This is a genomic window from Bradyrhizobium sp. CW1 (assembly GCF_023100665.1).
Classification (GTDB): Bacteria; Pseudomonadota; Alphaproteobacteria; order Rhizobiales; family Xanthobacteraceae; genus Bradyrhizobium; species Bradyrhizobium canariense_D.
The window spans coordinates 5,072,532-5,086,593 of the sequence record NZ_CP064684.1 but is presented as its reverse complement, the minus strand read 5'-3'; the positions used below and the strand labels follow the sequence as shown (position 1 = coordinate 5,086,593).

The following is a 14,062-nucleotide window of genomic DNA, read 5'->3' as shown; positions in this document are numbered from 1 at the left end:
TTATCGCGCGCCGATCGCCTTGAATTTGCGAACCTGATCCGTCAGCGCCCGCTCGACCGGCAGCCGTTCCATTGAGGAGGCGCCGTAGAAGCCGTGGCAGTTGCGTGTGTTCCTCATGATGAAATCGGCATCGTCCGGATCGGAGATTGGTCCGCCGTGAGCGAGCACCAGAATGTCCGGATTGACGCCGAGCGCGGCGGAGGCCCAGGTGTCGATGTGCGCTGGGCAATCGGTCAGCTTGAGTGCGGTCTGCGCGCCGATGCTGCCCCCGGTCGTCAGGCCCAGATGACAGACGATGATATCCGCGCCTGCGATCGCCATCGCGGCAGCTTCCTTCTCGCTAAAGACGTAGGGCGTCGTCAGCAGGTCCTTCTCGCGCGCCTTTGCGATCATGTCGATCTCGAGGGCATAGGACATACCGGTCTCTTCGAGATTGGCGCGGAACACGCCGTCGATAAGGCCGACGGTCGGAAAGTTTTGTACGCCAGCGAATCCGAGCGCTTTCAATTGGTCCAGGAAAAGATCCATGTCGCGGAACGGATCCGTGCCATTGACGCCGGCGAGCACTGGCGTCCTGGTCACCACGGGCAGCACTTCGCCGGCCATCTCCAGCACGATGGCGTTGGCGTCGCCGTAAGCCATCAATCCCGCGAGCGAGCCTCGGCCGGCCATGCGGTAGCGGCCGGAATTGTAGACGACGATGAGGTCGACACCGCCGGCCTCCTCGCACTTGGCCGACAGGCCGGTGCCGGCGCCGCCGCCGACGATGGGCTCGCCGCGCCTTGCCATCTCGCGGAAGCGATTCAACAGTGCAGCGCGTTCAAACCGGGCCATCGGTCACCTCGCTAGTCTCCGGCGCGCCCCAATGCGGCCGAACAATGTTCGGAACGCGCTGACGATGGTGGAGGCGAACTCGGGGTCATTGATATTCTTGGGAATGCGGATGAGCTGACGGTTGGCGGTCTGCCGCACGTTGCGCTCCAGCGTGCGGAACAGCGCCGCATCGGCGTCCGGATCCCAGAATGACTGTCCTCGCGCGTCGAGCGCGGAGACACCGCCCTCAGGCAGGAAGAAGCGCACCGGGCCGTCCATCCGGTTGAGCCGGTCGGCGATCCAGTGCCCCATGCGCTCGTTCTCCTCTGCAGTGGTGCGCATCAGCGTGACCTGCGGGTTGTGGACGTGGAATTTCCTGCCGCGGTAGCGCTCCGGGATGGTCTCGGGGGCGCCGAAATTCACCATGTCCAGAGCGCCCACCGAGCCGACATAAGGCACCCGGCTGCGGATGATGGCGCCAAAGCGGTCGTCGATGGCCGGGAACACGCCGCCCATCAGGAGATCGCCGACCTCCGTGGTCGTGAGGTCGATGACGCCTGCGAGCTGTCCGGAATCGACGAGCTTCTCCATTGAGCGTCCTCCGACGCCGGTGGCGTGGAAGACCAGGCACTCGAAATCCTCGCGCAAGTCGGCCGCGATCTTCTGCCCCGCCGGCGTGGTGACACCAAACATGGTGATGCCGACCGACGGCAATCCGCTGTCGCCGCGATCCTTCCGCGAATGCTGATCAAGGCGCGCCTTGACCATGCCGGCCAGCGCGTTGGCGCCGTTGGCCAGCACGGCGCGCGAGATCGAGTTGAGGCCCTGAACGTCGGTAACCGAATGCATCATGGTGATGTCCGCGGGGCCGACATAGGGCCCGACGTCGCCAGAGGCGACGGACGAGACGATGAGCTTCGGCACCCCGACAGGAAGCATCCGCATACCGGGCGCGACCAGCGACGCTGCGCCCGAGCCACCGGCAGAAATCACGCCGGCAACATTGTTCTGGCGTCGCAACCAGCTGGCGAAGGCCTCGGCCATCGCGGCGACGGCGGCGCCGCGGTCGGGTCCGAATACCGCCGATCCGCCGCGACCATGGTTCAAGGCAATCTCCTGGGCGGAGACGTCGCTGGCCGCGTGCCTGCCGCTGGTGGAGACATCGACCAATCGGGTTCGCAGGCCGGTCCCGGCGATGATGTCGCGGATGAAGCGGAGCTCCGTGCCCTTGGTGTCGAGCGTACCGACGACGAGGACGACCGGAGGGCCCTGCGTTTGTGCGGCGACCGGTTCGCGCCGTCGCCGTGCCGTCTCGTCGAGTCGCATCACCTGTGTCGAGAACATGCGGGCCGCAGCCTCGATGCGGGCGATCGGCACAGGTTGCGACCACCGTGTCGGCGGCGTCGGGTTTGACATGTAGATGCGGATCGCGCCGCCTGGACGCGTCTGCTGCGGACGAGGCTTCGCTTCCGTATCCGCCGGTGGCACGTCGAGGTCGAGCTCGAGTCCGGCGTGCATTCCGACACCGAGCAGGCGCTGCTGCAGTTCGCGATCGGCGGCAAGCCGCACCGAATCGATGATGCGGTTGACGCGGCCGTTGACCATGATCGCGACATTGCGCGACACGGCGGTCGCCACGCCGATATTCTGCTCGATCACGAGCACGGACATGTCGCCGTCCTCGCCAAGTCGTAGCAGCATCTCCTCGACCTGGGCCACGATGACGGGCGCGAGCCCCTCAGTGGGCTCGTCCATGATCAGGAGCCGCGGGTTGGTGAGCAACGCGCGCGAGATCGCAAGCATCTGTTGCTCGCCGCCGGAGAGCTGGCCGCCGCCGTGATCCTTGCGCTCGGCCAACCGCGGAAACGTCTTGTAGATGCGCTCGACCGTCCAGGCGCCGCGGCGCAAGCCGGCGGCAAGCCGCAGATGCTCATCGACGCTGAGTGAACGCCACAGCCGCCGTCCCTGCGGAACGTAGCCGACGCCGAGTCGGGCTATGTGGGCAGGCGGCTGTCGGGTGATCTCATCCCCGCGGATGCGGATCGAGCCGCCGCTGACCGGCACCAGCCCCATGATGGCCTTGCATAGCGTGGTCTTGCCCATGCCGTTGCGGCCAACGACCGAGAACACGCCGGCCTCGAGCGTCAGATCCACGCCCTGCAGCGCATGCGAATGGCCGTAATAGACGTCCAGGCCGCGGACTTCGAGCGCGGCGGCGGTACTGCGGACCTCATTCATGGCCGCCTCCGAGGTAAAGCTCCTGCACTTCGGGATCGGACTCGATCTCTTGCGGACGGCCTTCCTTGAAGATCCGCCCGTTGTGCATCATCGTGACGCTCTCGACGACGCGCAGGGCGACGTCCATGTCGTGCTCGATGATGATGTAGCCGATATGCGCGGGCAGGGAGGTCAATATCTCGATCAGCTCGGCACGCTCGGTCGGCGACAGCCCCGCGGCGGGTTCATCGAACAGGACGAATCGCGGCGCGCCGGCAAGCGCAAGTGCGATCTCGAGCTGGCGCTGCTGGCCATGCGCGAGCTCGGCAACGCGCTGATCCTTCACGCCCGAGAGATGGACGGCCTGTACGAGATTTTCGGCCGCGTGCATCAACGCATCGTTCTGACCGGGGCGGAGAAACGAGAAGCGTCCCCGTGAGACGCCACGGCAGGCGAGGTAGACATTGTCCTGGACGGTAAGGCCCGGAAACAGCGCGGAGATCTGGTAAGTCCGGCGCAGGCCACGGCGGATGCGCTCATAGGGCGGGAAGTGCGTGACGTCCTCGCCGAAGAAGCGGATGGTGCCGGAAGAAGGTGGGAAGTCGCCGGTGATGCAGTTGAACAGCGTAGTCTTGCCGGCGCCGTTAGAGCCAAGCACGGCGCGCCGTTCGCCGGGGCGGACGGTAATGGTGATGTCGGTGAGTGCCGCCAGCGCGCCGAACAGACGTGTCACGCCGCGCAGCTCCAGCGCCGCGCCGGCGCCCACGACAGAGAGGCGTTGCGCGACGCTATCCATGGTGGGATCCTTGGCTGGATCCTTGGTCAGATTCTCGGCCACGTCGTCCGCTTGAACTTGCCGCGCCGGAGCGTTGGCGGCGCCGCCAGCTCTGCCAGAGTCCGATGACGCCGTCCGAGGACCAGAACACGATAGCGAGGAAGCCGAGGCCGATCAGGAGCCGAAAGCGGTTGCCGTCGAGCCCCAGCTTGACCAGGAAGTCGAGTGCGAAGGTCCGCAGCAGTACGAAGATCAGCGCGCCGATAAAGGGTCCGATGGGACGCGTGATGCCGCCGACGACTGCGATGATGAGGATATCGATGCAGGCCCCAACGCTCACGGATCCCGGCGAAATCTGCCGGTAATTCCAGACCTGGAGTACCCCTGCCAGCGCCGCGACGAAGGACGCGAAGACGTAGGCCGCGACGCGATGCGCATTGACGTTGAAGCCGAGTGCCGCCATGCGGCGGGGATTGTCGCGGACACCTTGCAACGCGAGGCCGAACGGTGCGCGGGAGATGTAGTCGACGGCGAAGTAGCACAGCGCGGCTACTGCGAGGACGATATAGTAGAATGGAATGTCGGCGCGCCAGTTGACGCCCCAGAAATGCGGTGTGGCAACGGTATTGATGCCGGTATGACCGTTGAAGATCGCCCAGTTCTGGTTAGTGAAATAATAGAACGCCGCGCCGATCGCGAGCGTGATCATGATGGTGTAGATGCCCTCGGTGCGCACCGCCAGCGCGCCGCCGAGCGTGCCGAATATGGTCGCGAGCGCGAGCGCCATTGGGACCGCAAGCCACCACGGCCAGCCCAGGCTGATATTGGCGTTGCCGCTGACGCCAAACACCGCGACCATATAGGCGGAGAAACCCGCGATGGTGAGCTGCATCAGGCTGACCATGCCGCCATAGCCGGCAAGAAACATCAGACTCAGCGCCATGGTTCCGAGGATCAGCGTGGTCGCAAAGATCTCGATCAGGAAGAAGCCGTTGGCGATCAGGGGCATGATTAGGAGAATGGCCGCGACGGCCCAGGCCGCCGGATTGTCGATCTCCGGCCATCCGCGCAATTTCGAGCGCTGCACCGCAGTGGCGGGACGAACCGGGACGCGGGCGTCGTGGGCGAGGGACATGTCAGCGCCTCGTCAACAGGCCCTGCGGCCGAATTGCCAGCACCAAAACCATGATCAGGAAGGTCACGACGATGGCGTAGGTCGGGATGTAGACCGAGCCGAGCTGTTCGGCGAGGCCGATGATGAGCGCGCCCAGCGCAGCCCCTGGGATCGAGCCCATGCCACCGACGATCACAACGACGAGGGAGGCGAGCAGGAAGCGGATATCCTCGCCGGGTGAGAGCGACTGGAACGTTCCGCCGACAACGCCCGCAACGCCAGCGAGGCCGGCGCCGAGCGCAAACACCACCACGAAAACGAGTTGGATCCGTACTCCGGTCGCAGCCAGGATGTCGCGATCGTCGACCCCGGCGCGGATGATCATGCCGATGCGCGTGCGGTTGAGCGCCAGCCACATCGCCACGCCGATCACGACGGAGGCGACGAAGATCACGAGTCGGACCAGGGGATAGCGGAGATAGACCGGCTCACCTGAGGACTTGACCGCAGTGACCAGCGGCAGCTCCACAGGTCCGATCAGCCAGTTCGGGGTCTGGATCTGATAGAAATCGCCACCGCATGCCCACAGCATCAAATCGGCGAACACGATCGAGAGTCCGATCGTCACCATGGTCTGGCGCAGGTCCTGGCCTTCCATGCGGCGGAAGACGAGGACCTGGAGCAGGACGCCGACCAGTGCCGTCAGGATGAAAGCGACGATGAAGCTGAGGACCCATGAACCGGTCGCGACGCTGATGGCGTAGCCGACATAGCCGCCGAACAAATAGAGCGAGCCGTGCGCGAGGTTGACGTTACGCATTAAGCCGAAGATCAGCGTAAAGCCGCTGGCGACGAGGAAATAGAGACCGCCGAGCGTGATGCCGTTGAAGAGCGCGTTGAGGAAGACCCGCTTGCGGCCGAACGCATCTTCGACGCTCTGCGGCCACACTGCGAAAATTAGCCAAAGTGCTACCGCGATTGCGATGATGACAATCAGTGCCCAGGCGGGATGGCGTTCGACAAAGCGGGTCATGATCGCCGCTCCGTCTTCGCGTCACCCCATCTCTCACCCCGCAAGCGGGGCGGAGGGGCACGCAGACCGTCGCCGGCCGCAAGCCCTGCCATGAACGTGCGCTCCCTATCGCGCGCGATCCTCGTTTCGGGATCGCGTTTGTCGCATCCTAATGCGGCTGTAACGGAGGCGCTTGATCGTGAGTATCTTTTCGCGTGACCTCAGGCGCGCAAAACCTTGGCCGCGCGGCGATAATCGGTCGGCGCCATGCCGACATTGGCAGCGAAGAAGCGGGTGAATCCGCTCTGCGACGAGAAGCCGAGATCGAAGCCGATATCGGCGATCGGCGCTTCGCTCGCCACCAGCGCCTCCAGCGCCTGCTCCATCATCAGCGTGTTGAGATAGAGGTGTGGCGTGACGCCGGTCTGGGTGCGGAAGAGCCGGTAGAAATGCGGCCGGGAAAGGCCAGATTCGCGCGCGATGGTATCGAGCTCGATCTCGGCGCCAGGACTCTCCGACATCATCTTGATGCACTTGCGCACACGAAAATCCGTGACGGAACCGTTTGCGCGCGGATCGCGCGCGGTCACCGCCTGTTGCCAGCTTTCGTCATAACAGATGTCGATCAGGCTTCTCAGCTCGCCATCGAGGCTGTTGAGCGAGGGAGCGCCGCACACGAGGGCGGCTGCGTGCCTGATGTGCTTGTCCAGCGCAACGGACCGCGTGAACTGGGTGCGGCCGAAGCGCAGGCGGTCGGCGCCGGGCGCGTCGGGCGCAAACCACTCCGCATTGACGTAGAGCACGAAGAAAACGGCGCCGCCTTCGAGATCGGACGGCAGGAAATTATGCGGCTCCCACGGATTGACCGCGACGACGGAACCTTCGGTGAGCTCGTAACGTCCGTCACTGACATCGATGCATGCGGAACGCCCGCCGACATGGAAGATCAAATGACCTTCGCGATGTGCGTGGATGTTGAAAGGGCGGTTCAACTGATAGACCGTCGCCCGACCAAAGCGGCCGTGGAAGACGGCGAGCGCCCGGCTCATGCCTCTCCTCCCAAAAGCTCTTGGTATTTTTTGGTAGCGTTCAACAACCGAGGAGAGAATGCAAGGGCGCACGTGTCGCGCTTCTGGCAAATCTCTCCCCGGCCGGTCATCGCTCGCGAATGAGACTAGGTCAGTATTTCTTACATTCCGGTACTGTGCGGCTCGGCAAACCGATTTTGGCGAACACCGCGGGATCGTAGCCCAGCGTTTGGTTGACGTCCGGGATCACCTTCACGACCTTTGAGAACAGCGCGCCCTTGCCGTCGTCGACGACCTCGGTGACAAAGTTGGTGCCGATCGCCTGGCGGTTGGAGTCCAGCTTGATCTTGCCGTTGGGTGCGTCGATCTCGATCTTGGCAAGGGCCTCCTTGTACTTGGCCTGATTGTTGGAGAGATCGCCATTGACCTGGCGGAGCGCCTGGATCAGCGCCATGGTCGAGCCGTAATAGTTGGTGGCGAGCAGCGATGGGCTCGGGAAGCGCTTGTTGGGCGGGAAGGCGTCCTGATAGTCCTTCACGAACTTCTGCCAACTTGGGTTCTCCCAAGTGTCGGCCTGGCCGCTCGCGGCCAGCGTGCCGATCAGGGCATTCTTGGCGTTTCCCTTGGACGACAGGATGGTCTGGTCGATCATGATCGAGCCGCCCATCAGATGCGCCTTGCCGCCGGCCTGCTGGTACTGATTCAGGAAGTTGACGGCGTCGGCGCCGCCGAGGCCGAGATAGATTGCGTCGACGTCGTCGGGCAGTGCGGCGATGACCGAGGCAAAGTCCTTGGTGCCGAGCGGCACCCATTGCCGGTTGGTGACCTGTCCGCCGGCACCGCAGAACTCGAGCACGAGGCCGAACACCTGCGTATAGATGAAGGAGTAGTCTTCGCCGACGGTCGCGATCTTGCGATACTTCTTTTCGTCATAAGCATATTTGCCGAGGCCCACCTGCCACTGCGCACCGTCCATGTTGTAGCGGAAAAAGTTCGGAGCCGGATCGACATAGGTCGTTTCCTGGGCCCCGGAGGCGGCGTTGATGAAGGTCAGTTCGGGATGGGTCTTTGCAAAATTTTTGACCGCGATGCCTTCGTCACCAGAGAGCGGCGACAGCAGGATCTGTACCTTGTCCTGCTCGATCAGCTTGCGCACGGCTCGTACGGCGGAGTCCGGCGTCGCGTCGGTCGAGGCGATGACAAATTCGAGTTCCTTGTCGCCGACCTTCTTGCCGAGGACGTTGAGGGCCGTCTGGAAGCCGCGGATGCCGTCCTCGCCGAGTACGGTGTAGGTGCCTTCGAGCGTCGCGGTGACGCCGACCTTGATCTTCTCCTGTGCGAAGGCGGTGCCCGAAAGTAACAGGCTGCTCAACGCGATCAGTCCTAGACTGCCTTTCAACATTGCTCTCCTCCCTGGGCGTTCTTGTCACTGTTTTTCACCGCGCCTTGACGCGCCCGCCGCGCGGTGCGGCGTTCGGACAAGGCTAACGGTGCTTGAAACGGAGGCTAACCGAACTCCGATGCAGCGCACGTGCTGGAGCCGTGCGCGGCTTAACGGGCAGTCTCATTTTGAATGTTGCGTCGCGATTAACATCGCGGTGCAACAGGCGTCAGGCTTCCCGATTTGCACCCGCCAGCCGCATGGCGGCCGCGGACTGCCGCCGCTTGAATTGGATCGCTCGAATAGAGGAGAAATCAATCGTAGGCGTTGCGTCATTTCGCGGCGCGCGGCACTCGCTGGTTATACGTTGTGGCAGGCGATCGTCCGACCGTCCGCACCGACAAATCGAAGTTGTGGCACATCGACGAGACAGCGATCGCTGGCCATAGGGCAGCGGGGCGCATATGCACAGCCGTGCGGTCGCGTGAAGAGGCTTGGCGGTTCACCCATTTCGATCGCGCCCTGGATCCGTTTCGATGGATCGGGCTTCGGAATTGCCGCCACCAACGCGCGCGTATAGGGATGGAGCGGATGATCCAGGACCGTCCGCGTCCCGGCCTGCTCCACGATGCGGCCCATATACATGACAGCAACGCGGCTGCTGATCTGCCCGATCACGCCAAGGTCGTGCGAGATGAAGAGCATCGACAGTCTCAATTGGTCACGCAGATCCATCATCAGATTGAGCACTTGGGCCTGCACGGACACGTCGAGGGCCGAGACCGGCTCGTCGGCGACGATGATGCACGGCGTGGGAAGAATGGCGCGTGCGATTCCGACCCGTTGCCGTTGCCCGCCACTCAGTTCGTAGGGGTAGCGAGCGGCGAAAGACGGGTTCAACCCGACGGCCGTCAAGGTGGCAGCTATGGCCGCGCTGCGCTCGGCGCGGTTCTTGAAGAAGCCGCTGATGTCGGCCGCCTCCGCCACCGAATCTCCAATTGCGCGCCGCGGGTTGAGCGATGCATTGGGGTCCTGGAAAACCATCCGGACGCTCAGACGCATCTCGCGGAGGCCGGAGCCGCGGGCTCCGATCATTTCGGTTCCCTTCAAATTGAAGTTGCCGCTGTCGGGCTGGACCAGCCCGACGAGGGCTCGGCCCAGCGTGGTCTTGCCGCAGCCGGACTCGCCCACGATCCCGAGGACCTCGCCTTCGGCCAGCGACAGCGATACACCATCCACCGCCTGCACCCGGTATTTCCGACCGGCCCGCCTGGCACTGAACGAGACCATCATGTCCCGGACCTCGAGGATTACATTGCCGCTCATGGCAGCTCTCCGCCGGCCAGCGGAAACGCGCAGAGCACCTCGTGCCCTTGGGAAGCCTCCAGGCGGGGCGGGGTCGCCACGCGGCACTCATCGCGCACCGCTGCGCAACGCAAGGCAAACACGCAGCCAGCGGCGACCGAACCTGGCAGCGGCGGCTGACCAGAAATGGTCGGCAGCCGGCGCGCGCCGGAATTTCGCGACGGCATGCAATCCATCAGTCCGCGGGTGTAATGATGACGGGGTGCGCCGAACAGCGCATCGACTGAAGCGGTTTCCACGATCTGGCCGGCGTACATGACAGCGACACGATCGGCGAGCTGCGCAATGACTCCCATGTCGTGAGTGATGAACAATATCGCCATATCGAGCCGATTGCAGAGCTCGCGCAAGAGCCCGAGAATCTGAACCTGTATGGTGACATCCAGCGCAGTGGTCGGTTCGTCGGCGACCAGCACCTGTGGCCTGCAGGCCAGCGCAATCGCGATCATGACCCGCTGGCGTTGGCCTCCGGACAACTGATGGGGATACGCGGACAGCTGCATTTTGGGGTCCGGCATACGTACCAGTTCGAGCAGTTCGCGCGCACGGACCAGCGCCGCTGCGCCCGAAATTCCCTCATGCACGCGTACGGCTTCGGCGATCTGATCGCCGATCCGACGAACAGGGTTCAGTGAGGTCATCGGCTCCTGAAAGATCATTGCCATGCGGCCGTGGCCCGCTTCGACACGTTGCCAGGGCTGCAGCTGCGTTACGTCGCAGCCCTCCAACAGGACGCGCCCGGCCCGGACTCGGGGACCGGGCTGCGGCAGCAATCCCATGACCGCAAGCGAGGTCATGCTCTTTCCGCAGCCGGACTCGCCGACGAGGCCGAGGATTTCGCCCTTGGCCAAGCCGAAGGACACGCCCGCGACGATGTCGACCGGCGCGGTTTCCGGCCCCACTGACACCGTAAGGTCGCAAACTGTCAGCACGGCCTAACCCTTCTCACCAAAGACTTGACGGAACCGCGGATCGAGTCGATCGCGCAATGCATCGCCGACCAGGTTCAGAGAAAATGCCGTCGCCACGATCATCATGCCCGGGAAGAAGAGCAGCCACGGCGCGCGGGTGATGAAGGTCCGTGACTCCGCCAGCATATTGCCCCAGCTCGGAATGTCCGGAGGGGCGCCGAGGCCCAGGAAATCGAGTGAAGCCGCGCCGAGCTGCGCGAACGCGAAGACGAAGCTGGCCTGCACGAGAAGTGGCGAGACCAGGTTCGGCAAGATGTGCCGACTGATGAGCCATGCCGCTCCGGCGCCCATGCTGCGGGACGCCTCGACATAGGTTTCCGCGCGCAAGCGCAGCGTCAGTCCGTAGACGATGCGGGTCGTCGTCGTCATGTAGCCGATCCCAATGGCCAGAATGACGGTGGCCACACTCGGGCTCAAGATGACAATCAGGCCAAGTGCGAGAAGCAGAGTCGGGAAGGCCATCAGCACGTCGACCATGCGCATCAGCAGGTGACCCAGCCGCGGGAACAGTGCGGAAAGTACGCCGGCCGGAACGCCTGTCGCGAGAGCGAAGACGACCACGCCCGAGCCGATCAAAAGTGCCATGCGTGCTGAATGAATGGTGCGCGACAGGGTATCCCGGCCGAATTGGTCGGTGCCGAACCAGTGGGTCATGTTCGGGGGCGTCAGGCGGATCAGGGGATCGATGGCATACGGATCGTAAGGCGACAGCCAGGGTGCGAAGACCGCGGCGAGCACAGTCGCCAGAAGGACGCCGAGCCCGGCCAGCGCGATCGGGCGGGCGATGAACGGCTTGAGCCACAATGTCACGCTGTTGCTGCTCATTGAAGTTCAACCCGCGGATCGAGCAGACGATAGCTCAGATCGACGATCAGATTGATCAGGAGATAAACCACCACGATGACCAGGATGACGCCCTGGATCACAGGGTAGTCTCGGCGAAGGATCGACTGAACGACGAGGCGGCCGATGCCGGGCAGGGCAAACACGGTTTCGGTCACCACCGCCTCGGACAGCAGCGCGGCGAAGGTGAAGCCGAAGGCCGAGACGACCGCCAGGAGTGCATTGCGCCAGATGTGGCGGCGCACGACCTGCCACGGCCGGATTCCCTTTGCCCGCGCCGTGCGCACGTAGTCCTCCCGGGAGACGTCGAGCATGCTGGCGCGCGTCAGCCGCAGGATCAAAGCAGCATTCGGAGCCGCAAGCGCCAGGCTGGGGAGGACGAGATAGCGGAGATTGACGACACCGCCTTCGAAGATCGACGGATAGCCGGAGCTCGGAAACCAGCCGAGCCACGCGGCGAAGATCAGGATCAGATAGAGCCCGACCCAGAACGTGGGTATCGAGGCCATCAGCATCGCCCCACCGGACAATCCCTGATCGAGCCACGTGCCGTGCCGGACCGCCGCAATCATTCCGATCGGCACGCCGATGACGGCAACCCAGATCATCGTCATGGTGGCGAGCAAGGTGCTGGTCTCGGCGCCATCGGCAATCATCGACAGCACGGGCGCCTGGAAGAAGATCGACCGCCCGAGGTCGCCCTCGAGCACATGGCCGGCCCAAGTGAGATATTGCAGGATGATCGGCTGGTCGAGACCGAGCTGGTGTCGCAAGGCGTCGATCTGGTCGGGAGTCGCGGTATCACCGAGCAAAACATAGATCGGGTCACCCGGCACGATATGGATGAACGCGAAGATGATGATGGACGCTGCCAGCAGCGTCACCGCCGTCGTTCCTGCGCGCTTGAATGCGTAAGACCACATGTGATTGGGCGCCTGTCAGCGGCAACGATGCGCGCCGGCGCCGGCGCTCGACAGTCCTCGCGGCCTCATTGCCCGTCCTTATTTCGTGGACACATTCCAGAACACCGGACCGTTTGGGTTGAGCCCCTTGAGCTTGGGAGAAGCAATGTCGTAGGTGTAGGCATCGCCTACTTTCATCACCGGTACCTGCTCATAGATCAGCGACTGGATCTTGTCCCATGTCGACTTGCGCGCGGCTGGATCGGTCGTGTTGATCAACTCGGCCCGAAGCGAGCCGATCTCGGGGCTGTCCCACCAGCCGGGATAACTCGCATTCAGGAACGTGAGCAGCAGCGGGTCCGGCGCGAAGGAATGGTGCGTGACGAAGATGTCCCACTGTTCCGGCTGGCCGCGCATCTTCAGAAGGGTCGCCCAATCGACGACCATCATCTGAACATTGATTCCGGCGTCGGCCAGCTGACGGGTGAAGACGGAGGCTTCGTCATAGTGTGCCTGATAGTTCGTCGAGACCAGCAGGCGGATCGGCGTCCCCGTGTAGTCCGCCTCCTTTGCGAGCTCCTTGGCCTTCTTCGGATCGTGCGCACTATAATTTGAGGCGCCTTCCGTCGAGTACCAGGGGGTGCCATTGGGAAAGATCGATCCTTCGGCATTCCACAGGTCTTTGGGACCGAAGGCGACGCGCAGCGCCTGCGACTTGTCCAGCGCGGTCTGGATGGCGCGGCGGAGCTTGTAATTGTCCTTCAGGATTCCCTGCTTCGAGTTCATGAAGAAAAGGCCGAAGATCGGCGCGTTGGTACGCTGCACCTGGACCGATGGATCTTTGCTCAGGGACTCGTACAGATCGCCGGAGATCATTTCCGCATAGTCGTAGTCACCCGCCTGCACGCCGCTCACGCGCGTGCCGACGTCAGGCACCGGAATGAACCGGATCTTGTCGAAGCTCGCAACGCGGGCGCCGGCGAAGCCGTCACCCTTTTCCTTCACCGGCTTGTAGCCCTCGAACCTCTCCACCTCGACATAGCGGTTCGGCCGCCACTCCACGAACTTGTAGGGCCCGGTGCCGATATAGTCCTTCTGCTCGATCGGCCGGTTCCCCGCTTTGGCGGCTATGTCTTCCGGATAGATCGCAAGACCGCCATTGACGTCCGCAATGAGAGCCTTCCAGGCGCCGTTCGGCGCGGACAATTTCAGCGTGACTTCATACTTTCCGGTCGCCTCGACCGACGTAGCCGCCGCCATCAGGAGCTTGCCGCGTGCACCGAAACTGCCCCATCGCGTCATCGAGGCGACTACGTCCTTGGCGGTCATCTCCTTGCCGTTGTGGAAGAGGACTCCTTCGCGGAGCTTGATGACGATGGTCCGACCGCCGTCTTCCGTGCGATCGCTCTCGGCCAGCATCGGACGCGGCGTATAGGTCGAGTCTAGCGCATACAGGGTCTCGAAGATGTGGCGGCCGATGACCGATGCGACGTCGGCGGTCGTCAGCATGACATCGAGCGGCGGCGGTTCTCCGATGGTGGCTTCGCGTAGCAGGGTGGCGGCATTGGCCTGCGCAATCAAAAATGACGCGGTGGCCAGCCCCACGACGCCACGCATCAAGACACTTGGACCGTATCTCAT

At 63.5% G+C, this 14,062-nt stretch carries 12 protein-coding genes; all 12 read right to left on the bottom strand.

The genetic code is table 11. The annotated features are described in order from the left end of the window. Entirely contained in the window at nt 1-834 is an 834-nt protein-coding gene (locus IVB54_RS25025) for a phosphoenolpyruvate hydrolase family protein (RefSeq protein WP_018458736.1), read from the bottom strand. A gap of 3 nt (nt 835-837) precedes the next feature. After that, the gene (locus IVB54_RS25020; RefSeq protein ID WP_018458737.1) at nt 838-3,051 is read right to left on the bottom strand and encodes an ABC transporter permease; all 2,214 of its coding nucleotides are present in this window, start codon (nt 3,049-3,051) and stop codon (nt 838-840) included. Continuing rightward, nucleotides 3,044-3,826, bottom strand: a complete 783-nt coding sequence (locus IVB54_RS25015) for an ABC transporter ATP-binding protein (RefSeq protein ID WP_007593014.1) — start codon at nt 3,824-3,826, stop codon at nt 3,044-3,046. Before IVB54_RS25015 ends, IVB54_RS25020 begins: the two co-directional genes overlap by 8 nt. Then, nucleotides 3,819-4,940, bottom strand: coding sequence for a branched-chain amino acid ABC transporter permease (locus tag IVB54_RS25010; protein ID WP_018458739.1), 1,122 nt, complete (start codon nt 4,938-4,940; stop codon nt 3,819-3,821). Before IVB54_RS25010 ends, IVB54_RS25015 begins: the two co-directional genes overlap by 8 nt. Nucleotide 4,941: 1 nt before the next feature. Then, nucleotides 4,942-5,952, bottom strand: coding sequence for a branched-chain amino acid ABC transporter permease (locus IVB54_RS25005; protein WP_018458740.1), 1,011 nt, complete (start codon nt 5,950-5,952; stop codon nt 4,942-4,944). A gap of 200 nt (nt 5,953-6,152) precedes the next feature. Next, nucleotides 6,153-6,980, bottom strand: coding sequence for an AraC family transcriptional regulator (locus IVB54_RS25000; protein WP_018458741.1), 828 nt, complete (start codon nt 6,978-6,980; stop codon nt 6,153-6,155). Nucleotides 6,981-7,110: 130 nt separating this feature from the next. Then, a complete protein-coding gene (locus IVB54_RS24995) occupies nt 7,111-8,361 on the bottom strand; it encodes an ABC transporter substrate-binding protein (protein WP_026233649.1) in 1,251 nt (416 codons plus the stop codon). Between the two features lie 339 nt (nt 8,362-8,700). Continuing rightward, nucleotides 8,701-9,633, bottom strand: a complete 933-nt coding sequence (locus IVB54_RS24990) for an ABC transporter ATP-binding protein (RefSeq protein WP_247363395.1) — start codon at nt 9,631-9,633, stop codon at nt 8,701-8,703. 29 nt (nt 9,634-9,662) lie between these two features. Continuing rightward, nucleotides 9,663-10,637 (bottom strand): ABC transporter ATP-binding protein, encoded by a 975-nt coding sequence (locus tag IVB54_RS24985; RefSeq protein ID WP_026233650.1) that lies wholly within the window; start codon nt 10,635-10,637, stop codon nt 9,663-9,665. Nucleotides 10,638-10,640: 3 nt separating this feature from the next. Further along, nucleotides 10,641-11,486, bottom strand: a complete 846-nt coding sequence (locus IVB54_RS24980) for an ABC transporter permease (RefSeq protein WP_240543193.1) — start codon at nt 11,484-11,486, stop codon at nt 10,641-10,643. Between the two features lie 11 nt (nt 11,487-11,497). Next, nucleotides 11,498-12,442, bottom strand: coding sequence for an ABC transporter permease (locus tag IVB54_RS24975; RefSeq protein WP_018458746.1), 945 nt, complete (start codon nt 12,440-12,442; stop codon nt 11,498-11,500). A gap of 78 nt (nt 12,443-12,520) precedes the next feature. Then, complete coding sequence (locus IVB54_RS24970; RefSeq protein WP_026233651.1) at nt 12,521-14,062, bottom strand: ABC transporter substrate-binding protein; 1,542 nt, start codon at nt 14,060-14,062, stop codon at nt 12,521-12,523.

Excerpts from the sequence above, each read along its gene's own strand:
- IVB54_RS25015 (WP_007593014.1), bottom strand. The coding sequence starts at position 3,826 with ATGGATAGCGTCGCGCAACGCCTCTCTGTCGTGGGCGCCGGCGCGGCG.
- IVB54_RS25010 (WP_018458739.1), bottom strand. The coding sequence starts at position 4,940 with ATGTCCCTCGCCCACGACGCCCGCGTCCCGGTTCGTCCCGCCACTGCG.
- IVB54_RS25025 (WP_018458736.1), bottom strand. The coding sequence starts at position 834 with ATGGCCCGGTTTGAACGCGCTGCACTGTTGAATCGCTTCCGCGAGATG.
- IVB54_RS25020 (WP_018458737.1), bottom strand. The coding sequence starts at position 3,051 with ATGAATGAGGTCCGCAGTACCGCCGCCGCGCTCGAAGTCCGCGGCCTG.
- IVB54_RS24975 (WP_018458746.1), bottom strand. The coding sequence starts at position 12,442 with ATGTGGTCTTACGCATTCAAGCGCGCAGGAACGACGGCGGTGACGCTG.
- IVB54_RS24995 (WP_026233649.1), bottom strand. The coding sequence starts at position 8,361 with ATGTTGAAAGGCAGTCTAGGACTGATCGCGTTGAGCAGCCTGTTACTT.
- IVB54_RS24990 (WP_247363395.1), bottom strand. The coding sequence starts at position 9,633 with ATGATGGTCTCGTTCAGTGCCAGGCGGGCCGGTCGGAAATACCGGGTG.
- IVB54_RS25005 (WP_018458740.1), bottom strand. The coding sequence starts at position 5,952 with ATGACCCGCTTTGTCGAACGCCATCCCGCCTGGGCACTGATTGTCATC.
- IVB54_RS24970 (WP_026233651.1), bottom strand. The coding sequence starts at position 14,062 with ATGAGATACGGTCCAAGTGTCTTGATGCGTGGCGTCGTGGGGCTGGCC.
- IVB54_RS25000 (WP_018458741.1), bottom strand. The coding sequence starts at position 6,980 with ATGAGCCGGGCGCTCGCCGTCTTCCACGGCCGCTTTGGTCGGGCGACG.